Here is a 20,418-nt window from a genome sequence, read left to right on the forward strand (position 1 = left end):
AATAGCATCATCGCCACGCAGGGAGGTCTCTCGAATGTCAAGCGAAAGGGAATCCGGTCCGTCCGCCCCGGACCTGGGCAGGGTCGTCCAGAGCTACCAGGCGGCCGTCGACGACTTCGACCGCGAGCTGGCCCGGCTGCTGGGCGTCAACGAGACCGATCTGCGCTGCCTGGAGATCCTGCTGGACGTCGAGGAGACAGCCCCCCGCGCCCTGAGCACCAGGCTGGGCCTGAGCACCGGCAGCGTCACCGCCATGCTCGACCGCCTGGAGAAGCTCGGCTACCTCAGCCGCAGCCCGCACCCCACCGACCGCCGCAGGACCGTCGTCCGCGCCACCCCGGACCTCACCGAACGCGCCTACGGCCTGATGGGCCCCTTCCTCGCCGACACCGCCGAGCGCCTCCTGCCCCGCTACACGCCCGAGCAACTCGCCCTGATCGCCGACTACCTGACCCGCAGCCGCGACATCCAGCAGGAGCACACCGAACGCCTGCGGCAGCTCCCCGCCGCCCGAGGCCCCCGCAACCGCACCGGCACCGGCCCCGGCCCCGGGTGACCGGCCCACCGCACACGCCTCACCCGGACGGACCGGAGCGGTGGTGGGCGGGCCCGGGCGGTGGTGCCGTGGGAGCACGCGTTCCGCTGCTCCTGGTTCCCGGGGAGGCCCCGCCCGTCATGAGAGTCACCGCCTCCGGCCCTGTCGTGGCCGGCCTCCTCACCGCCGTCACCGTCACCGCCACCGCCTGTACGGCCGCCGGGCCGCCGGCAGCCGACGCTCACGCCTCCGCCCCGGCCGCGACCGCGACCGCCGCCGAACGGCCCGCCCCGGCCGCCCCGGCCAGCCCCGCCGCCTCACCCGGCACCCCGGCGCTCACCCCCGCGCAGGCGCAGGCCGCGCTGATCGGCGAGAGCGACCTGGGCGTGCCGTGGACGGCGGCGGACTCCACCGCCACCTGGCACGACGGGCTGCTCAAGGCGGCCACCGGGCAAGCCGACTGCCAGCGCCTCCTGGAAGCCCTGTACACCGACGAACTGCTCGGCGCCCCGGCCGGCCCGCAGGCCGTCACCTCCCTCGACGACGGCGACGACGCGGCCCAGCTCCGGTACCAGGTCGACGCGAGCCGCTCCGCCGACATCGACCGCACCCTGGCCTGGCTGCGCACCCTGCCCGGCACCTGCGGGCAGTTCACCGCGCAGACCACCGCGGCCGGGACCGAGGCCGTCCAGGTCACCGACGCCGCACTGCAGGGCCTCGGCGACGCGCGGCAGGGGCTGCGGGTCACCCTCACCGCACAGCCCTCCGCCGACGCCGACCCCACCACCCTCACCCTCGACGTCGCCGTCGTCCGGGTCGGCGACGACGCGATCGTCCTCACCGCCGGCGCCCTCGGCACCCTCCCCGGCGACACCACCGAACAGGCCCTCGACATCGGCGTCCAACGGCTGGCCCAGGTAAGGGAACAGGGGCGGGCGCAGGCCTAGGACCGGCTCGGACCGGCCGGGGACCGGCCTGGGACCGGCCTAGGGTGTCTCGTACGGGTCCGACGGCTGCCGCACCGTCTTCGCCGACGCCGCGTCCAGCACCGGCGGCCACGCCGCGTCCGAACCCAGCCTGCCCTTCGGGTGCCAGGTGCCGGTGACGGTGACCCAGGTGTCGGTGGGCGGCGCGTCCTCGCCCCGGATGTCGACCTTGCTGGTGGTCGCGTCGGCGGCGCAGCACGTCACCATCAGCCGGGTCAGGTACCAGGTGCCGCCGGAACCGTGCGTCACGAAGCCCGTCATCCGGACCGTACGGCCCGTCAGCGAGCGTCCGCTGTCGTAGATCGCCCGCGAGCTGAACGCGGCGAGCGTCAGCTCCACCGGGTTCCCGGCCGGCAGCGCCGGAAAGGCCCCGACCCCCTGCGCCGCCCGCTGCGCCGCCTCGCGCCCCGCGCTGTACGAACCCAGGGCCGGGGGCGGGAAGAGGAGCAGGGCGAGAGCCGGGAGGGTGAGCAGCCAGGCGATCCGGGGACCGGCGGCACCGTGATGGCCGTGGGCGTGGCCGTCACCGACGTGGTCCGCGTCGTCGTTCTCGTCGTCGGCCGCCGTGCGGCTTCTCAGTACCGCCGTCGTCACGCCCAGCAGGATCAGGGCGGTGCCGGACACGATCAGGTACGGGCGCAACGCGTGCTGCACGTACCGCAGATACAGGTCGCTGAAGAGCGTGATCCGCAGGGCCGCCGCACCGACCAGGCAGAGCAGGACCGGTCCGCCGTAGCGCCTCACAGCAGCCACCACCCCACCAGGACGCTCGCCGACAACGCCACCAGCCAGGTGGCCGAGGAGAAACGGAGCGCGAAGCCCCGGCCGAAGGTGCCGGCCTGGAGGGCGATCAGCTTCAGGTCGACCATCGGGCCCACCACCATGAACGCCAGCCGGGCCGGGGCCGGGAAGGCGCTGAGCGAGGCGGCCACGAAGGCGTCGGCCTCGCTGCACACGCACAGCACGACGGCGAGCACCGCGAGCAGCGGGACGGCGGTCCACGCCGAGCCGGTGAAGACGTCGAGGACCGATCTGGGCACGGCGATGTTGAAGGTCGCCGCGGCCGCCGCGCCCAGCACCAGGAAGCCGCCGGCGTGCAGGAAGTCGTGCTGGAGGCCGGTGACGAAGGCGCGCGGGCCGGTGGCGTGGGAGTCGTGGGCGGTGCGGGGCGGGCGCAGCCAGTCGTCGCGGCCGAACCGGGCCCAGAGCCAGCCCATCACCACCGCCGTGCCGAGGGAGGCGAGCAGGCGGGCCAGCACCATCTTCGGCTGACCGGGGAAGGCGATCGAGGTCGCCACCAGGACGACCGGGTTGATCGCGGGTGCGGAGAGGAGGAAGGCGAGGGCCGCGGCGGGGGCGACCCCGCGGCGCATCAGGCTGCCGGCCACCGGGACGGAGGCGCACTCGCAGCCGGGCAGGACGACGCCCGCGGCCCCCGCCACGGGAACGGCGAGGGCCTGGTTGCGGGGGAGGAGGCGGGTGAAGACCCGTTCCGGGACGAAGGCGGCGATCGCCGCGGAGACCACCGTGCCGAGGAGGAGGAAGGGGACGCCCTGGACGGCGACCGCGGTGAACACGGTCCACCAGGCGGCGACCGGTGGGGTGTAGAGGTCGAGGGCGAGGGTGGGGCCGAGGACGGAGGCGACGGTGGCGATGGCGAGGAGGGCGGAGCCGCCGAGGACCACGTGGACGACGGCCCGTGTCAGAAGACGCAGGCCGTCGGCGACTGTCCGTTGGTCTTGCACGTGAGGGACGCTAGTGAATGGAGCTGTTGCTCGGCACAGAGATTGCTGTGTGTCGGGTGCGGGCCGGTGGGGGCTGGTCGCGCCCACGCGGCGGAGCCGCACATCGATACAGCCCCGCGCCCCTGAAGGGGCGCGTCCGCTCACGGAGTGACGAGGGCACCGCCGACGAACGTGTGCGTCGGCTTCAGGTCCCGCAGTTCCTCGCCGGAGGCGTTCGCCGGGTCCCGGTCCCAGACCGTGAAGTCGGCCCAGCGGCCCGGGGTCAGGGTGCCGCGGAGCCGGTCCTCGCCCGTGAGGTGGGCCGCCTGGGTGGTGTGCAGGGTCAGGGCCTCGTCGTAGGTGATCGCGTGCTCGGGGCCCTTCACGCCGATGACCGTCTGCCGCGTCGTCATGCCCCACACCGAGCGCATCGCGCCGAACTGGCCGACCGGGAAGTCGGAACCGGCGCTGACCTGGGCGCCCAGGTCGATCCAGCCGCGGGCCGGGAAGAGGCGGGCGACCCGTTCCGGGCCCCAGAAGACCTCCTCGACCTCGGCGGTGTCGTGCAGCAGCGGCTGCTGGATGGTGACCGGCACGCCGAGGGCGACGGCGCGGGCGCGCTGCTCGGGGCCGGCGAGGCCGCCGTGCTCCATGACCAGCGAACCGGCGGGCAGGCCGGGGTTGCGCTCCAGGACGCGCTCGTAGACGTCGAGGAGGGTGCGGACGGCCCGGTCGCCGTAGGCGTGGGTGCCGGCCCGCCAGCCGCGCCGTACGACGGCCTCGACCGCCTCGACCAGTGCGTCCGGCTCCCAGATCAGCATGCCGGAGAAGGAGTGGTCGCAGGCGTACGGCTCCTCGGTGGCACCGGCCTCCAGGCCGCCGTCGAGGCCGAACTTCACGCCCCACACCGACAGCCGCGGGTCGGAGGTGTCGCGCCACTCCTCCATGACGTCGAGCAGGTCCTCCACCTGGGCCGCGCTGGTCATGCCGAGCGCCGAGATCAGCGCGCGCACCCTGGTGTGCAGTGCGCCCGCCTCGCGGGCGGCCCGCAGCACCCGGTAGTCCTCGGGGGTGACCGCGCAGTCCCGCACGGTGCCGATGCCGGTGGCGGCGTAGTCGCGGGTGGCGATCCGGAGTCCCTCGATGCGCTGGGCCCGGTCCGGGGCCGGGACCAGGCGCTCGACCAGGTGCAGGGCGTTGTCGACCAGCCGGCCGTCCAGCTTGCCGTCGGCGCCGCGGCCGATGGTGCCGCCGGGCGGTACGGGGGTGTCCTCGGTGATGCCGGCGAGGCGCAGCGCGTAGCTGTTGACGACGTCGTTGTGGCCGCCGCGCTTGACCAGGACGGGGTGCCGGTCGGTGGCCGTGTCGAGTTCGGCGGCGGTGGGCAGGCGGCGCTCGCCCAGGTTCAGTTCCTGCCAGTTGGTGGTGGTGCGGATCCACTCGCCCTCGGGGGTGACCGCGGCCCGCTGCCGGATCAGGTCGAGGAACTCGGGGATGGTGCGGGCCTGGTGGACGGGGACGTCCTGGGCGCCGAGCGCGGCGAAGATCAGGTGGGTGTGGGTGTCGTCGAAGGCGGGCAGCACGGTGGCGCCGGGAAGGTCGTGGACCTGGGTCTCCGTGGTCACCAGGTGGTCGAGGCCGTGCGGGTCGGCGGACACGGCCGTGATCCGGTCGCCGCGCACGGCCAGGGCCCGCTGCGGCGCCTGCCCGGGGACCAGGGTGTGCACCGCGCCGGCGCGGATCAGCAGGTCGGCTCCGTGGTCGGTCATCGTCTTCTCCCTCAGCTCGAAAGCGTTGCGAAGGTCTCGCGTTGCGCTGACGAGACTGTTCTAGAAGCCGATCGGTGGATCACCGCCATACTCGGGGCCTCAGGGCAGGAAGTACGCCATCTGAGCGGCCCGGCACGCAGATCATGCGACAGATGCCGGGCACGCTCGGTGTCCGCTACAGCGGCGGCTGTGCCGGTGCCGGTCCCAGGGTCGTCGTGCCCGGGGCCGTACGGTGGCCGAGTCCGGTGCGGTAGGCGTCCAGTGCCGCCTCCACCCGGCCGGTGCGGCGCAGCAGGTCGCCCAGCAGGCGGCACAGGTCCGCCAGGTCGCCCGCCGCGCCCGCCCGCTCCAGCAGGCTCAGCGCCCGTACGTAGTGCTCCTCCGCCGCCTCGGTGTCCCGGGCGTCCTCGGCGATGATGCCGAGGAGGCGGTGCGCGGCGGCCGAGTGGACCGCACCGCGCTCGGAGGAGAAGTCGCCGAGGACGTCGTGGAGCAGCTCGGCGGCCTCCTCGGACTTGCCCCTGCGGTGCAGGACGTCGGCCAGCTCCACGGCCGCCTGGCTGCGGTACAGGGCGGCGCGGGTCTCGGACAGCATGGCGAGGGCCTCGCGCAACTCCCGCTCCGCACGCTCCAGTTCGCCGTTCTGGGCATAGACGTAGCCGCGCATCCAATGGCAGTTGGCGAGTTCGGTACGGAGCTGGAGCTGGCGGTACAGCTCGGCCGCCTTGGCCAGGGAGGCGTCGGCCTCGGCGACCCGGCCCTCGGCGAGCAGGGTGCGGGCGACGGAGCGGTGCATCCGGGCGATCAGCGCGGGGTCGGCGGCCTGCGGGGCGAGGGCGAGGGCGAGTTCGGCAGCCTGGGCGGCGCGGGCGTGGGCTCCCATGTCCATGTACGGGCCGATGGCGGAGGCGTACAGGAGCAGGAGGGCGTCGGGGTCGTGCAGGCCGCCGCGGTTCAGTTCGTCGAGGGTGGTCTCAAGGAGGTAGACGGCGTACCGGAGTTCACCCGCGAGGTAGTGGCTGACCGCGCGGCCGCGGATCGCCGGCACCCGTACCGGCAGCGGTTCCCCGGCCGTCCACAGCTCGGCCCGCTCGAAGAACTCCCTGGCCTGCCCCAGCTCACCGGTGTCCAGGGCGCATTCGCCCATCCCGAGCAGCGCGGTGGCCTGCTCGACCGCGAGCCCGTGCGCCTCCGCCTCCTCGAAGAGGGCGGCGTACTGGGCGGCGGCCGCCTCGGCCTCGCCGGTGGCCAGGGTGCGCTGCGCCTCGGTGAGCCGCAGCCGCAGGTCGGTGGCGAGGTGGGCGGGGCGCCCGCTGGCCAGTTCCTCGAAGCCGATGCCGAGCCGGCCCGCGATGTGCCGCAGCGCCTCGTCGGAGGCCCGGACCCGCCCGGCCTCCAGCGTGGAGATGTAGGCGGGCGTGTAGGCCGGTTCGGCCAACTGCCGCTGGGTCAGGCCGCGTTCGGTGCGCAGTTGCTGCACCCGCCGCCCTATGGTCTCCGGATCGTCCCGTTCCTGCATCCTGTCATTCCCCCCAACTCCCCCTGTACCTCTTGCCGTTGAGCTCTGCCTACCCCTAGGTTAAACCGCGAATTAAACGTGCTTAACCCGCCCCTGTTGTTGCGAGGTCGCCGTGCCAGGACGCACATCCGCACGCCCCACCGCAAGCCGCACCGCAAGCCCCACCGCACGTTACGCCCGCGGTGTCGCGGCCGCCGTGATTGCCGTGGCCGCGCTCATCACCGCCGCCAACGCCGGCCCGGCCAGGGCGACGGACGACACCCACGGTTCCCCCGCCTCGGCGACCGCCCGGCACACCGCCGGCCACTAGGAACCCGCCCCGCGGCGCCGGGGCCTCCCCCCACCCCACGATCGCCCCCGGCGGGACCCTCCCCCTGTCCCGCCGGGGGCCTTCCCGCTGCGTGCGCACGTTGATCAGTTCCGCGAATTGCCGCTCCCTGTTTGACAGAAAGCCCTTCCATTGAACGCTCAACTTGCCAGTCTTGGTCCGGGCGCACGGATGTCATGTCCGGGACGAAAAGGACCGTACCAACGGACCGCGTCCACGCGCACACGAACACACGCACCCCGGACCGTCGACTGGAGCCCCCCGATGTCCAGAACCAGGACCCGCCGCCTCGGCCGAGCCGCCGCCGTCGCGGGCAGCGCCGCCGCGCTCACCCTCGCCCTCCCCTTCAGCGCCTCCGCCGGGGTGCTCCAGAACCTCCCCGAGAACGCGACCACGTTCCAGAAGTTCTTCGAGCCGCTGTACGACTACGACACGGACAGCTGCTACCCCGCCGCCGCCATCGACCCCGACGGCAACCTCAACGGCGGTCTGAAGCCGACCGGTTCGGTCACCGGCAGCTGCCGCACCGGCCATCTCGACCACGCCAACACCTACTCGCGGGCCAAGTGCAACAACGGCTGGTGCGGGATCATCTACGCCAGCTACTTCGAGAAGGACGAGGCGTCCCCGGGCATCGGGCACCGCCACGACTGGGAGTGCATCGTCGTCTGGGTCCAGCAGGGCGCCGACTACCCGTCGTACCTGTCCGCCTCCCAGCACGGCGACTTCGAGACCGAGGCGGTCGCCGACGTCCCGATGAGCGGCCAGCGCGTCCAGGTCGTCTACCACAAGGACGGCCTGAGCACCCATGACTTCCGGTTCGCCAAGTGGGGCGAGACCCCGGAGAACGACGACGCCGCCTGGCACCAGGAGAACCTGCTCACCTGGGACAACATGGCCTCCAACCTGCGGGACATCCTGAACGCCTCCGACTGGGGCGACGCGAACCTCCCGCTCCAGGACGCCAAGTTCGACGACCACCTCAACAAGGCCAAGCCGAGCGCGATCACGTTCGACCCGTACGCCTGACGAGATGCGGCCCCCCGCCCCTGAATCCCGGATGCTGATTGTCAGTGGCATGACCTAGTCTTCGTTGCATCCGCCACACGCGGCCCACAGAGAACGCACACACAGTCTCGTGGGCCGCGTTCCGTGGCGCCCACTTCATTCGATCCGGGGGGTTCGAATCAGCGTGCGTATGCGCACCGTCACGGCCGCCACCACCCTGGCGGTTCTCTTCAGTTCGGCGGCCCTGGCCGCCGCTCCGGCCTTCGCCGACACCAGCGCCCTGCTGCCCGTCAAGTCGACCGGTGACATCGTCGTCGACGGCGCTCACCAGCAGGTCTTCATCAGCGACCCGAGCAACGGCAAGATCGTCGTCACCGACTACTCGGGCAATGTGCTCAAGCAGCTCACGACCAACCTGTCCGGGGTCGACGGACTCGAGCTGTCGGCCGACTCCGGCACGCTCTACGCGGCCGTGCAGGACCTGGACGCCATCGCCGTCATCGACACGGCGACGGACACCGAGACCACCCGGTACGCCGTCGGCGACAAGCCGCTGAGCGTCGCCCTCGCCGGCGGCAAGCTGTGGTTCGGCTACGGCGGTGCCGCGGCCGGCAACATCGGCTCGGTCGACCTGGCCGACGACCAGCACGAGGTCACCCTCAACCAGGACAACAGCTGGTACCAGGCGCCGCTCCTGGACGCGGCGCCCGGCTCCGACGTCCTGGTCGCGGGCGCGGTCGACCAGAGCCCCGTCGAGCTGTCCTCCTACGACGTCTCGTCGGGCACCGCGACCAGGCTGGCCAGCACCCGCGACGCGGGCAGCAACCTCGGCGACCTCCAGGTCACCCCCGACGGCAAGGACGTCGTGGTGGCGAGCGGCGCGCCGTACTACCACCAGGTGTTCAAGACGTCCGACCTCAACGAGGACGGCAAGTACACCAGCATCAACTACCCGAACGCGGTCGCCATCGCGCCCGACGGCACGGTCGCGGGCGGCAGCGACGCCTCCTACGACCCGGACATCTACATCTTCCACCCGGGCAGCAGCGAGGCCGTGCGCAGCTACGACCTGCCGAACACCGGCGGCGGCAGCGGCTCCGACCTGGTCGCCGCCGCGGGCCTCGCCTGGGCGCCGGACACCTCCCGCCTGTTCGCGGTGACCTACAACAGCCAGGGTGTGTACTCCCTGCGCGAGTTCGACACCCCGGGCCGGGCGGCCACCACCGTCACGGTGAACGCCCCGGCGTCGGCGACCCGCGCCAAGCAGCTCACCGTCACCGGCACGGTCTCCTCGACGGCCGCGCTGCCCGCCGGCACCCAGGTCACGGTCACCCGTACCGACCTGGACTCCCCGAACGGGAAGGCGCTGCCCGCGGTCACGGTCAAGGCGGACGGCACCTACTCCTTCACCGACACCCCGCCGGCCGGCGGCAAGGTGACGTACACGGTCTCCTACGCGGGCGACGGCGAGCACACGGCCGCCTCCGCCAAGGACACCGTGGACGTCTCGCGCGCCAAGCCGACGCTGACGCTGAACAACAACGGCAAGGTGTACGCGTACGGGAAGGACGTGAAGTTCACGGCCCACCTCGGCACGACGTACAAGAACCGCACGGTGGAGATCTGGGCCGACCCGTTCGGCTCGGACAAGCCCGACAAGCTGGCGAAGTCCGGGAAGGTCGACTCGCACGGCAACCTGTCCGTGGTCCTCGACCTCAAGCGGGACACCAAGGTCACCGCCAAGTTCGCGGGCGACGCCCGCTGGCAGCCGCGGTCGGTGTCCAGCTCGGTGGGCGCGAAGGTCAGCGTCTCCATGGCGGTCAGCCGCCAGTACAAGTCGAAGAAGGCCTGGGGCCAGACCTACGCCTACTTCCACAAGACCAAGAACCCGCTGTTCACGACCAAGATGCCGTACTACGGCGGCCGTTCCCAGCGGTTCGACTTCCAGGTCTACTACCAGGGCAAGTGGTACGCGGACACCTCGAAGTACTTCGCACTGGCCACCGACGGCACCTCCCGCGTCGAGTTCACCGGCAGCCACAAGGACGACGTCGGCTGGCGCTTCCGCGTCCGCTCCGACTACATCAACGGCACGTCCGGCGACACGGTCAACTCCACGACCTACGGCGCCTGGAAGTACTTCACCTTCACGAGCTAGCTGGTCTGGAGCTGCCGCAGGTGCTGCTGGACGTTCTCCAGCGCACCCTCCCGGCGGCCCGGCACCCTGAGTCTCAACTCCGCGAGCGCGGGCCCGAGTTCACGGGCCCGCGCCGTGTCCTTGATGGCCCCCCACTGGTGGTGGGCACGGTCCACGGCCGCCTCGACGGCCGGTGCGTCGGCGGGCTGCCCCGCGGCCAGCCGGGCGTGCGCCACGGTCAGCCAGGTACGGCAGCTGCGTGCCGCGTCCCCCGCGAACATCGCGAGGTCGGCCCGTACCTCGGACCAGTGCAGGGCGTCCTCACAGGCCGGGCCGTGCGCCCGCGCGGCCGCCTCCTCCCAGCGGGCGGCGAGTTCGTCCGCGTCGGCGTACCGCCCGTCCCGCGCGGCCGCGCTGATGGCGTCGTGCGGATCCCCGCTGTCCGGGGTGTGCGTGCTGAACAGCAGGTCGGAGGCGAGTTCGGCCCCGAGCCGCGCGAGCACCTGCCGGTGCAGCTCCGCCATCGCCGGCCGGTGCCCGCTGCGCAGCACGGTCGCCACGGCCTTCATGTACGACGGTGCGCCGGCCCCCCGCCGGGCGGGCGGCGGCGCGATCCGCCCGTGCACGGCGTTGTTCCGCCCGGAGTCGAGCGGCACGGTGTGCAACTGCTCCCAGACCTCAGGATCCGCGTGCAGATCCAGCACGAGGGTGGTCGCCCCGGCCGGCCGCAGCCGCAGCTCCTCCCGGATCCAGTGCCACGGCAGGCCGGTGTAGCGGACGGTGGCGGGCGTGGTCCGGGCGAGCGCGAGGTGCGGCAGCCGCTGCTTGCGGTCCAGGTGCAGCTGGCCCGTGACGAACACGGTCAGCGGACCGGGGGCGGCGGCCGCGGCGCGCAGCCGGGTCAGCACGGCCTGCGGCTCCAGGGGGTCGGCGAGTTCGACGACGTTGGCGGTCTCGGTGCCGGAGAGTATCGGCGGGGGCACGGCCGCGAGCACGGGGAGCACGGAGGCCGCGTCCACCAGACGCGCTTTGCCGGTCGGCGAGGCCGCGAGCAGCAGCACGGTTCCGGGCATCGGGCCCTCCCCCTTTGTTCCCCGTTTTCACTTACGCCAGCACGGTAACCGCTGCGCTTGCAAAGTGGGGACGCGGTACGGGCGAACAGCGCCTTCTGCCGGATTTTCGGTGCCCGCGCGGACGGCCCGCGACAAGCCAGCGGCCACTCGAAGAGTGCCGGAAGGCGATTCACCCCTTCGTGACGCTGCGCCTGTCGAGCGTCGCGGGGCGAAGCAAATCCCCTGCGACCGGTCCCTGGTGGCGCGGGGGAGCAACGAGCTCAGCACGACCAGGTGGATCAAGAGCAGCTACCGAAGGGCTCTAGAACGTCCGGCGTACCGCGAAGACCGTCGTGTCGTCGGCCAGGCGGCCGCCGCTGTGGCGCATGACGCTGTCACGGACCCGGGCGACCAGCCGGTCGGGGTCGGCGGCGTCCGGGTCGCCGCTCGCCGTGCGGGCCAACTGGCCCGTGAGGTCGTAGAACGTCCCGTGCCGGTCCCGGGCTTCGGTGACCCCGTCCGTGGTGATGAGGAGGGTCTCCCCCGGGGCCAGGGTGACGGTCAGTGTCGGCGGCGGGCCCGTGCCGGGGGCCAACTCGGACATGCCCAGCGGGAGTCCGCCGCCCGGCGGCAGCGGGCGTACGCCCTCCGGTCCCACCGCCAGCGGCGGCTCATGGCCGAAGTTGACCACCTCCACGGTGTCCGCGGCCTCAGGCGGGAAGCCCAGCAGCACCGCCGTGGCGAAGCGGTCGGCGTCGTCGCGGCCCATCGCGGCCGTGTGGTTCCGGTGCCGGATCATCCGGGTCTCCAGCCGGTCGGCCACCGTCGCCAGATCTCGTTCGTGGTACCCCGCCTCCCGGAACGTCCCCAGCAGCGCCGCCGCCGTCTCCACCGCCCCCAGCCCCTTGCCCTGGACGTCCCCCACCAGCACCCGCGTGCCGTACAGCCCCGGCTGGATGTCGTAGAAGTCGCCGCCCACCCGGGCCTCGGTGTCGGCGGCCAGATACACCGCCGCGTGGTCGAGCCCGGCCCACCCCTGCGGCAGCTCCCGCAGCACGGTCCGCCGGGTCGTCTCGGCGATGTCCCGCATGTGCAGCATCCGCCGTTCGCCGTTCTTGCGGACCGCGCAGGCGACGACGGCCAGCAGCCCCGCGAAGGCGACCAGGGTGAAGTCGGGCAGCCCGGCCCGGTGCCGGTGCGGCCAGGCGTTGTCCACGACGACGTAGTCGAGCACCGACAGCACCGCGAACACCGCCGTCGTCCGGACCCCGCAGATCGCCGCCGCGATACCGGGCACCAGGACGATCCAGGAGACGATCCGGAACCGCTCCGAGGTGTTCAGGTCGACCACCGTGATCCCGGCGAGCAGCAGGAGCGGTGCCGCCCAGGCGACGCTGCGACCCCGGGCCCACAGCAGCTCCTTCCGCCGCCGCAGAACCTGGTGGTCGGTCACGAGAGTCAGGGAAACACGGGCGGCGACGCACCGCACTTCGTACGGAATGCGCGGACCGACTTGCCAGGGGGTACCCGCAGGTGTGCTCTGGAGGGTGGGGGCGAGGAGAGAGGAGCACGCTCATGGCTCAAGCGGCACCCACGTCCGGCGGTATGCCCCGGAGCGGCCGTACGCCCGACGTGTTCAGCGCACAGACGCACGCCAGGGCCCGGGTGGCGGTCCCCGTGGTGACCGGGCTGATCTACGGCGACTGGGCCGCGGCGAACCGGCGCAGCGGCGGCCCCATCACCGGCTGGAACCTGCTGTTCGGCTTCCTGACCGCGCTCGTCTTCGCGGTGGTGCTGTTCGCCCTGCTGACCTATGCCCCACGGCTGTCGCGAGAGCTGCACGCGGTGGCGTGGACGGCGTTCATGGGCATCGCCTTCGGCTTCCTGTACAGCCAGACCGGGGAGTCGGTCCTCAGGTCCATCGGCATGTCACTGGCGGTCGCGGCGGTGACGTTCATCCTGATGTTCTACCGGTTCTACACGCACGAGGACGCGGCCGGGAACCGTATCCGGTAGCGGCGTCCGGTAGCGGCCCTCCACGTCGTACGCATGGGCCCCGGCCACCACGGCCGGGGCCCACGCGTTCCCCTTTTCCCCTCACCAGTCGCCGAGGCCGCTGCGCGGTCGCTCGACGACGTCCCGGTGGAACCGCTCCGCTCGGTCGTGCCGCTCTCAGACCAGGAAACACCCGTTCGGGTCAGCCCTCCACCGGAGCACGGCGTCCGTTCGGCTCGACCTGCGCCCGCGATGCCCCCGAATGCAGTCACCCGGCTCGCCTGACCGGCCCTCAGGGGCTTGCCTGGAAGCGTGCCCCCCGTGTCCCCCTGGCCGGCGCCGCGCTCACGTCTGCGGGGCGCCCTGTCGGCCCTGCTGATCGTGCTGGCCTGCCTGCTGCTGCCGTTCGGCGCGCTCGCGGCCTGGGCGGCGTACGGGCTGGCGGACACCGGGCAGTACGTCAGCACGATGGCGCCGCTGGCCGACGACCCCGACGTCCGGGACGCCGTGGCGGACACCGTCGGCGACGGCATCATGCGCGAGGTGGACGTCGGCCGGCCGATGCGGGGCACGGTGGCACCGTTCGTGCGCGAGGCGGTGCGCTCCTTCACCCAGACCCGGGCGTTCCGGCTGGCCTGGGACGCCGGCAACCGGGCCACCCACGACGCCGTGCTGCGCGCGCTCCACGGCGAGCGCGAGGAGCCGGTGACCGTCGACCTCGCCCCGGTCACCGCCCAGGTCAAGGACCAGCTCACCCAGGACCATGTGCCGCTCGCGGCCCGTATCCCGGTCCAGCACACGGCCGTCGCCGTACTCCCGGCCGCCGAACTGGACCAGCTCAGGAAGGGGTTCCACGTGCTCGAAGTCGCCGGCTTCTGGCTTCCCGTCGCGGCCGTTCTCTTCGCGGTCGGCGGCATCGCCGTGGCCGTCCGCCGCCGCCGCGCCGTCGCGGCGGCCGCGCTGGGCACGGCCCTGGGCGGCGGCCTGCTCGGCCTCGCCCTCTCGGTCGGCCGCCGGCTCACCCTGGCCGACCTGCCGCCGGACGTCTCGCACCCGGCCGCGGCCGCCGTCTACGACGCCCTGACGTCGACCCTCCGCACGGTCTCCTGGCTGCTCCTGGCCCTCGGCCTGACGGTGGCCGCGGTAGCCTGGATCGGCGGACGCGTGCGCCGGTTCAAGCCGCAGGAGGCGCGGCAACCGGCCGCCGGCACAGCCGATTCCGGGTCCCTCAGGGCCGATTCACAGGCTCCTGACCAGAACATGACAGTCATGTAACCGGTTGCTTCTCCAGGGGTCACCCGGCGGGCGCCCCGGCCGACCACCGTGGCGGAACGACGGCCACCGGTACGGAACACCGGCGGCCGACGTGAGCTGAGGAGCCCTCACCGATGAACCGTCCCGCCGCGCGCCGAGCCGCCGTCGTCCTCACGGCCGGCCTCGCCCTGTCGTTCGCCGCCGCCCTGCCCGCGCAGGCCGCCGACTCGACCGTCACCGAGGCCCAGTGGCTGTCCGACGTCGCCGCCGTCACCGGCCCCGCGCAGACCTACATCGACGGCCGGGTCGCCGCCAACGGCTCCGGCGCCACGCAGGCGATCGTCCTCGACATCGACAACACCTCGCTGGAGACGTACTTCGAGGGCGGCATCACGATCCCCGCCACCCCGCCGGTGCTCACCCTCGCCCAGGACGCGCACGCCAAGGGGGTCAGCGTGTTCTTCGTCAGCGCCCGCAGCGACCTGTACAACGTGGTGACCAAGGCGAACCTGAAGTCGGTCGGGTACACCGTCGACGGCCTCTACGCGCGGACGGTCGCCCAGCTGCTGACCGAGTCCGTGGCCGACTTCAAGACCTCGCAGCGCAAGGCGATCGAGGCGAACGGCTACGACATCATCGCCGACATCGGCAACAACACGACGGACCTGACCGGCGGTTACGCCGACGCCACGTACAAGCTGCCGGACTACGACGGCCTGCTGGACTGACCCGCCTCGGGGGCCGCCGCCGGGGCCGCTTCAGGGACGCTGCGCCGCAAGGGCGGCCAGCGTCCGCAGCGCCCCCACCAGCTCAGGCTCCGCCGCCGACGCGAGCCCGAGCCGTACCGCGTCCGGCGTCCGCCTCGGGTCGACGCGGAAGGCGGTACCGGGCGTGACCGCGATCCCGCGGGCCGCCGCGGCCGCCGTGAAACCGTCGGCCCGCCACGGCTCGGGCAGCTCCCACCAGGCGAAATACCCTGACGGATCGGCCCGTACGGCGAACCCGTCGAGCACCTCGCGCACGAGCCCCTGCCGCCGCACGGCCTGCTCCCGCTTGGCCGCCACCAGCCGCGCCACGGTCCCGTCCCCGATCCACCGCACGGCCGCTTCCAGCGCGAACGCCCCCGCACTCCACCCCCCGGACCGCACCGAGGCCGCCACCGCGTCCACCCGGTCCTCCGGTACGACGGCGAACCCGGCGGTGAGACCGGGCGCGACCCGCTTGGAGAGCCCGTCGACGAGATGCACGAGCCGGGGCGCGAGGGCGGCGAGCGGCGGCTCGGGGCCGCGATGCAGGAACGACCAGATCCGGTCCTCCACGACCGGAAGCCCCAGGTCGCTCACGGCCCGCGCCAGTTGGAGCCGGCGCTCGGCCGGGACGGTCACCGACGTCGGGTTGTGCAGGGTCGGCTGGAGGTAGAGCGCCGAGAGCGGCGCGGCCCGGTGCGCGGCGAGAACGGATTCGACGACCGGCCCCTCCTCGTCCGTCCGCACCGGGACGAGCGTGCCGCCCAGCCGCCCGGCGATCTCCTTGACCAGCGGATACGTCAACGGCTCCACCCCGATCCGGCCGCCCGGCCGCACCAGGGACCCCAGGGTGGCGGCGATGGCCTGCCGGGCGTTGCCGGTGAAGAGGACGCGGCCGGGATCGGGCCGCCAGTCGCCGGTGCCGAGCAGCGCGACGGCGGCCTCCCGGGCCTGCGGGGTGCCGTCGGCGGCGGCCGGCCGCAGGGCGTCGGTGAGCGCGTCGGGCCGGAGCAGCGGAGCGAGGGCCGGGGCCAGCAGCTGCGACTGCTCGGGCACCGAGGGGTAGTTGAGCTCCAGATTGACCCGGGAACCGGGCACGGCGGCGGTACCGTCCTCGACCAGCGCCCGCCCCTCCGGCGCGGCCGGTGCGGCCCGCACGAACGTGCCCCGCCCGACCTCGCCCACCACAAGGCCGCGCCGCACGAGTTCGGCGTACACCCGCCCGGCGGTCGAGGCGGCGATCCCGTGCCGCCGTGCGAACGCCCGCTGCGGCGGCAGCCGCTGCCCGGCCCGCAGCCGCCCCCGCGCGATGTCCAGCGCGATCCGGTCGGCGATCCCCCGAAAGTCGTCCACGGTCCCCCATCCCCATTGCACCGAGAGCAAAGATCTTATTGCACCGAGGAGTTGAGGATGCCTAGGGTCGACCACATGCCCCCCTTCCTCGCATATGACACCAACGACCCACAATCCACCCACACCCCCCTCCTCCTCATCCACGGCCACCCGTTCGACCGCACCATGTGGCACCCCCAGCAGACCGCCTTCGCCGCCACCCGCCGGGTCATCGCCCCCGACCTGCGCGGCTACGGCGCCTCCCCGGTCATCCCCGGCATCACCCTCCTCTCCCGCTTCGCGGCGGATCTGGAAGAACTCCTCGACGCACTGGACGTGCCTGCCTGCGTCCTCGTCGGCCTCTCCATGGGCGGCCAGATCGCGATGGAGTGCTACGACCGCCTCGGCCCCGAGCGCGTCCGCGGCCTGGTCCTGGCGGACACCTTCGCCGCCCCGGAGACCCCGGAGGGCCGACGGTCCCGGAACGCCATGGCCGACCGGCTGCTCCGCGAGGGCATGCGCGGCTACGCCGACGAGGTCCTGGAGAAGATGGTCGCCCCGCACGCCAACCCCGACGTGAAGGCCCACGTCCACCGCATGATGACGGCCACGGACCCCGAGGGCGCGGCAGCGGCCCTGCGCGGCCGCGCCGAACGCCCCGACTACCGCCCACTGCTGACGAAGGTCACGGTCCCGGCCCTGGTGCTGGTCGGCGCGGCCGACGCATACACCCCCGTCTCCGACGCCGAGACGCTGCACACCCTCCTCCCCGACGCCACCCTCCGCATCATCGACCAGGCGTCCCACCTGCCGAACCTGGAACGACCGGAGGAGTTCAACCGGGCGTTGGCGGAGTTCCTGGCACGAGTGGACGAAGACTCCTGATCTCGAACAAGCCACAAACCAACCGGCCCCGAACCCCAACCCCGACCCCGACCCGAACCCCAACCCCAACCCGACAGCCGGCCCGCACCCCACTCCCCAGCCCGTCCGGCGCCTGAGGACGACAGCCGGCCCGCACCCCACTCCCCAGCCCGTCCGGCGTTTGAGGACGAGGCCGTTCAGGCCAACGCGGGGGTCCGGGGGCGGCAGCCCCCGATGCGGTGCCCTCCGGTACCGCCCCTGATCCCCCGATAATGGGCGCATGTCCCGCGAGCTTCCCATCGGCCTCACCCCTCCCGACTGGCTGGTAAGGAACCTCCGGCCCCAGCAGGCGGCCCCCCTCAACTGGGCCGCCCTCGCCCGCGCCGCCCTCGGCATGAGCATCCCGCTCGCCGTCGGGCTGGCGGTCGGACAGCCCGCGTACGGGGCGCTGGCCTCGATGGGCGCCCTGTCCGGGGTCATCGGCGACACCGCCGACGCCTACCGGATGCGGATCCTCAACATCGCGGTCCCGCAGCTCTTCGGCGCGGTCGGCGTCACCGTCGGCTCCCTGGTCTACGGCCAGGGCTGGCTGACGGTCGCCGTCATCACCGGCATCGCCCTGCTCTCCGGGATGATCTCGACGATCGGCGCGGTGTCCTCCGTCTCCGGCCTCCTCCTCCTGCTCAACTCCGTGATCGGCGCGGGCCTGCCGCTGCCCGGCGCCTGGTGGCTCACCCCCGTGCTGATGACCGGCGGCGGCCTGCTGGTCCTGCTCCTCGCCCTGCTGGCCTGGCCGCTGCGCTCGGGCGTACCGGAACGCTCGGCGGTCGCCGCCGCCTACCGCACGGTCGCCGACCTGCTGTCCGTCAGCGACTCCGACGACGGCGAGGCGTACGACCGCGCCCGGCGCACCGTCACCGAGTCGCTGAACCAGTCGTACGACCTGATCCTGGCCCGGCGCGCCTGGTACCGCGGCCGCAGTCGCGAACTCACCCGGATGCTGGCCCAGTTGAACGCGATCACCCCGGTGGTGGAGGCCGCCCCCGCCGTCCGGCTCGCCCGCCTCGCCGGAAAGCCGCTGCCGCCCGAGATCCCGGCGGCGGTCCTGCACATCGCCGACGCCATCGAGACCGGCTACACCGGCCCGATAGGGCTGGACCTGCCCACGCCGGTCAACGAGACCGGCCGCGCCGTCGACCACGCCCTGCGGCACGTGGCCGCGGTCGCCACCACCCCCGACGTGGATCCGCGCGGCATCGACGACCGCCTGGGCCGCCCCGCCGCCCTCGGCATCCGCACCGCCCGCGCCGCCCGCAACGTGGTCCTCTCCGCCAACTCCTGGCGCTACGGCATCCGCCTGGCCCTGTGCATCGGCATCGCGCAGGCCCTGGTCTCCCTGGTCCCGGTCCCGCGCTCCTACTGGGTCGCCCTCACCATCACCTTCGTCCTCAAGCCCGACTTCGGCTCGGTCTTCTCCCGGGCGCTGCTGCGCGCGGTGGGCACGGTGGCGGGCCTGGTGGTGGCGGCGACGGTCCTCACCGTCGTACCGCGCGGCTGGTGGGACGTACCGGTGATGATGATCCTGGCCCCGCTGGTCCCCGCCCTCACCCCCCGCGGCTACGGCTTCCAGACGGCCGCCATCACCCCGGTCATCCTGCTCCTGTCCGACGTACTGAACCACCAGGGCACGGCGCTCCTCCTCCCCCGCCTCCTCGACTCCCTGATGGGCTGCGCGATCGCGCTGATCGCCGGCTACCTGCTCTGGCCGGAGAGCTGGCGCACCCGGGTCGGCGACCGGCTGGCCGACGCGGTGGCGGACACCGGGGCCTACGTGGAGCTGGCCTTCAAGCCGGCCGCGGACCCCGCCTCCCGGGCCCGGATGCGCCGCCGCCTCTACCGCGACCTGTCCGTCATCCGCACCGAGTTCCAGCGCGCCCTGACCGAACCCCCGCCCACCGGCCGTCTGGCGGCCGCCTGGTGGCCCCTGGTCGTCGCCGTGGAACGCATCGTCGACGCGACGACGGCGGCCCGGGTCCGGGTACGGCACGGAGCGGCGCCACCGGCCCAGGCCGAGGTCGACCAGGTGGCCCTGCAACTGCGCGAGCTGGCGGAGGGCGTCCGCAGCTCGGAGACCCTCGTCGCGGTCCGCACCGACCTCACCGGCCCACCGGACAGCGTCCTGGAACCGCTGCGCCAGGAGGTGGCGGCGGCCAGGGCGATCGCCTCCCCCCACTGACCGCCCCACCCACATCACACCACTTTACTCATCCTTTGCAAACCCTTGGTGCAAGCATGACGCCAAGGGCGCGGCTGCGCACACGAACGGCCACCGAATGAACGGGGGATGAACTGAGCGGATCCGTGGGGAAGTTGGGAACTGGCTGAGACTCGACCGCCGTACGCCCGACAGGAGTCATCGACCCTCCCCAAGATCGCAACCTGGGGCCGCTAACCTTACGTGTCCGTCCTGGCCAGCGATTGACGGGTATCAACTCACGCGAAGGGTTGCGCACATGGGCATTCTCACTCTCCTGCGGAACGCATTCGGCAGGTCGCGAAAGCCGCGCCCCGCCGAGGCAGAGGGTGCAGACCAGCTCCCTTCGCAGTCCACGCCGACTCCGGCGCCCCCACAGAAGACCCCGGAACCGGAAACCCCGGCCGCGGTCCCGGAGCCCCGCCCGGCAACGACCGACGAACACGATCTGGTCTCACAGGCTTTCGACAACGTAACGGTTCCGAAGCAGGCAACGCGCCTGATCGAACCCGAGGTGGAAATCAAGCCGGACACATCGCCGGAGCCGGTGGCCGAGGAGGCTCCGGTGGCGGATTCGGTGATCAAGCTCGAGGCCGAGGTGACGGCAGAGCCGGTGGCCGAGGCCGAGCCTGAGACCGAGCCGACAGCAGAGGCGACCGAAGAGGCCGCCCCGGAGCCGACGGCCGAAGCGGAGCCCACGCCGGAACCGGCGGCCGAGACCCCGGCCGAGCCGGAGTCGGTGATCGAGCCCGAGCCGGCCGCGAAGTCCGAAACCGAGCCCGAGCCGGAACCCGAGCCCGCCGTTGAGGCCGAGGCCACCCCGGAACCGGCCGCCGAGACGGCTGCCGAACCCACCCCTGAGGCCGAGGCCACCCCGGACCCGGAAGCCGAGGCGGCAGCCGAACCGACCCCCGA

At 73.0% G+C, this 20,418-nt stretch carries 17 protein-coding genes and 1 pseudogene; 11 read left to right on the forward strand and 7 right to left on the reverse strand.

Annotated elements, in window-relative coordinates:
- Nucleotides 1-34: 34 nt before the first annotated feature.
- Both ACWGKQ_RS02450 and ACWGKQ_RS02455 read left to right on the forward strand, forming a co-directional pair.
- Nucleotides 35-556: a MarR family winged helix-turn-helix transcriptional regulator gene (locus tag ACWGKQ_RS02450; protein ID WP_453289982.1), complete on the forward strand. Its 522-nt coding sequence runs from the start codon at nt 35-37 to the stop codon at nt 554-556.
- Nucleotides 557-675: 119 nt separating this feature from the next.
- The gene (locus tag ACWGKQ_RS02455) at nt 676-1,482 is read left to right on the forward strand and encodes a hypothetical protein (RefSeq protein ID WP_453289983.1); all 807 of its coding nucleotides are present in this window, start codon (nt 676-678) and stop codon (nt 1,480-1,482) included.
- A gap of 39 nt (nt 1,483-1,521) precedes the next feature.
- Here the strand turns inward: ACWGKQ_RS02455 and ACWGKQ_RS02460 are convergent, their stop codons facing one another.
- From ACWGKQ_RS02460 to ACWGKQ_RS02475, 4 genes are all read right to left on the reverse strand, one after another.
- Nucleotides 1,522-2,265: a TIGR03943 family putative permease subunit gene (locus tag ACWGKQ_RS02460; protein ID WP_453290009.1), complete on the reverse strand. Its 744-nt coding sequence runs from the start codon at nt 2,263-2,265 to the stop codon at nt 1,522-1,524.
- Nucleotides 2,262-3,266: a permease gene (locus ACWGKQ_RS02465; protein WP_453289984.1), complete on the reverse strand. Its 1,005-nt coding sequence runs from the start codon at nt 3,264-3,266 to the stop codon at nt 2,262-2,264. The genes ACWGKQ_RS02460 and ACWGKQ_RS02465 overlap by 4 nt, the downstream gene beginning before the upstream one ends.
- A gap of 140 nt (nt 3,267-3,406) precedes the next feature.
- On the reverse strand, nt 3,407-5,014 hold the full coding sequence (locus tag ACWGKQ_RS02470) for an amidohydrolase (RefSeq protein ID WP_453289985.1): 1,608 nt from the start codon (nt 5,012-5,014) through the stop codon (nt 3,407-3,409).
- 175 nt (nt 5,015-5,189) lie between these two features.
- A complete protein-coding gene (locus tag ACWGKQ_RS02475) occupies nt 5,190-6,533 on the reverse strand; it encodes a tetratricopeptide repeat protein (RefSeq protein ID WP_453289986.1) in 1,344 nt (447 codons plus the stop codon).
- Nucleotides 6,534-6,645: 112 nt separating this feature from the next.
- Between ACWGKQ_RS02475 and ACWGKQ_RS02480 the strand changes: the two genes are divergently transcribed.
- The 3 genes from ACWGKQ_RS02480 (at nt 6,646) to ACWGKQ_RS02490 (ending at nt 10,027) form a co-directional block, all read left to right on the forward strand.
- Nucleotides 6,646-6,843, forward strand: a complete 198-nt coding sequence (locus ACWGKQ_RS02480) for a hypothetical protein (protein ID WP_453289987.1) — start codon at nt 6,646-6,648, stop codon at nt 6,841-6,843.
- 282 nt (nt 6,844-7,125) lie between these two features.
- Nucleotides 7,126-7,890, forward strand: coding sequence for an NPP1 family protein (locus ACWGKQ_RS02485; protein ID WP_453289988.1), 765 nt, complete (start codon nt 7,126-7,128; stop codon nt 7,888-7,890).
- A gap of 163 nt (nt 7,891-8,053) precedes the next feature.
- Nucleotides 8,054-10,027: an Ig-like domain repeat protein gene (locus ACWGKQ_RS02490; protein ID WP_453289989.1), complete on the forward strand. Its 1,974-nt coding sequence runs from the start codon at nt 8,054-8,056 to the stop codon at nt 10,025-10,027.
- On the opposite strand, the gene ACWGKQ_RS02495 is transcribed toward ACWGKQ_RS02490, so the two are convergent.
- Nucleotides 10,024-11,079, reverse strand: a complete 1,056-nt coding sequence (locus ACWGKQ_RS02495) for a hypothetical protein (RefSeq protein WP_453289990.1) — start codon at nt 11,077-11,079, stop codon at nt 10,024-10,026. The two genes, ACWGKQ_RS02490 and ACWGKQ_RS02495, sit on opposite strands and share 4 nt — an antisense overlap.
- Nucleotides 11,080-11,380: 301 nt before the next feature.
- Complete coding sequence (locus tag ACWGKQ_RS02500) at nt 11,381-12,511, reverse strand: PP2C family protein-serine/threonine phosphatase (RefSeq protein ID WP_453289991.1); 1,131 nt, start codon at nt 12,509-12,511, stop codon at nt 11,381-11,383.
- Nucleotides 12,512-12,633: 122 nt separating this feature from the next.
- Between ACWGKQ_RS02500 and ACWGKQ_RS02505 the strand changes: the two genes are divergently transcribed.
- The 3 genes from ACWGKQ_RS02505 (at nt 12,634) to ACWGKQ_RS02515 (ending at nt 15,035) form a co-directional block, all read left to right on the forward strand.
- Nucleotides 12,634-13,074: a hypothetical protein gene (locus ACWGKQ_RS02505; protein WP_453289992.1), complete on the forward strand. Its 441-nt coding sequence runs from the start codon at nt 12,634-12,636 to the stop codon at nt 13,072-13,074.
- Nucleotides 13,075-13,374: 300 nt separating this feature from the next.
- Entirely contained in the window at nt 13,375-14,328 is a 954-nt protein-coding gene (locus ACWGKQ_RS02510; protein WP_453289993.1) for a hypothetical protein, read from the forward strand.
- A 113-nt stretch (nt 14,329-14,441) separates the two neighbouring features.
- Entirely contained in the window at nt 14,442-15,035 is a 594-nt protein-coding gene (locus ACWGKQ_RS02515) for an HAD family acid phosphatase (RefSeq protein ID WP_453289994.1), read from the forward strand.
- A gap of 30 nt (nt 15,036-15,065) precedes the next feature.
- Here ACWGKQ_RS02515 and ACWGKQ_RS02520 read toward each other — a convergent pair whose 3' ends face one another.
- A complete protein-coding gene (locus ACWGKQ_RS02520; protein ID WP_453289995.1) occupies nt 15,066-16,406 on the reverse strand; it encodes an aminotransferase-like domain-containing protein in 1,341 nt (446 codons plus the stop codon).
- Between the two features lie 75 nt (nt 16,407-16,481).
- On the opposite strand from ACWGKQ_RS02520, the gene ACWGKQ_RS02525 reads away from it, so the two are divergent.
- The 3 genes and pseudogenes from ACWGKQ_RS02525 to ACWGKQ_RS02535 all read left to right on the forward strand — a co-directional run.
- Entirely contained in the window at nt 16,482-17,270 is a 789-nt protein-coding gene (locus tag ACWGKQ_RS02525) for an alpha/beta fold hydrolase (protein WP_453290010.1), read from the forward strand.
- Nucleotides 17,271-17,529: 259 nt separating this feature from the next.
- On the forward strand, nt 17,530-19,485 hold the full coding sequence (locus tag ACWGKQ_RS02530) for an FUSC family protein (RefSeq protein ID WP_453289996.1): 1,956 nt from the start codon (nt 17,530-17,532) through the stop codon (nt 19,483-19,485).
- Nucleotides 19,486-19,762: 277 nt separating this feature from the next.
- Nucleotides 19,763-20,418: pseudogene (locus tag ACWGKQ_RS02535) on the forward strand (VWA domain-containing protein); the annotation flags it as partial.

The sequence above is a fragment of the Streptomyces sp. NPDC054770 genome (genome assembly GCF_053611985.1).

Bases quoted from the DNA above. Each gene is read 5' to 3' on its own strand.
- ACWGKQ_RS02495 (WP_453289990.1), bottom strand. From the start codon at position 11,079: ATGCCCGGAACCGTGCTGCTGCTCGCGGCCTCGCCGACCGGCAAAGCG.
- ACWGKQ_RS02475 (WP_453289986.1), bottom strand. From the start codon at position 6,533: ATGCAGGAACGGGACGATCCGGAGACCATAGGGCGGCGGGTGCAGCAA.
- ACWGKQ_RS02485 (WP_453289988.1), top strand. From the start codon at position 7,126: ATGTCCAGAACCAGGACCCGCCGCCTCGGCCGAGCCGCCGCCGTCGCG.
- ACWGKQ_RS02530 (WP_453289996.1), top strand. From the start codon at position 17,530: ATGTCCCGCGAGCTTCCCATCGGCCTCACCCCTCCCGACTGGCTGGTA.
- ACWGKQ_RS02450 (WP_453289982.1), top strand. From the start codon at position 35: ATGTCAAGCGAAAGGGAATCCGGTCCGTCCGCCCCGGACCTGGGCAGG.
- ACWGKQ_RS02470 (WP_453289985.1), bottom strand. From the start codon at position 5,014: ATGACCGACCACGGAGCCGACCTGCTGATCCGCGCCGGCGCGGTGCAC.
- ACWGKQ_RS02455 (WP_453289983.1), top strand. From the start codon at position 676: ATGAGAGTCACCGCCTCCGGCCCTGTCGTGGCCGGCCTCCTCACCGCC.
- ACWGKQ_RS02515 (WP_453289994.1), top strand. From the start codon at position 14,442: ATGAACCGTCCCGCCGCGCGCCGAGCCGCCGTCGTCCTCACGGCCGGC.
- ACWGKQ_RS02505 (WP_453289992.1), top strand. From the start codon at position 12,634: ATGGCTCAAGCGGCACCCACGTCCGGCGGTATGCCCCGGAGCGGCCGT.
- ACWGKQ_RS02525 (WP_453290010.1), top strand. From the start codon at position 16,482: ATGCCCCCCTTCCTCGCATATGACACCAACGACCCACAATCCACCCAC.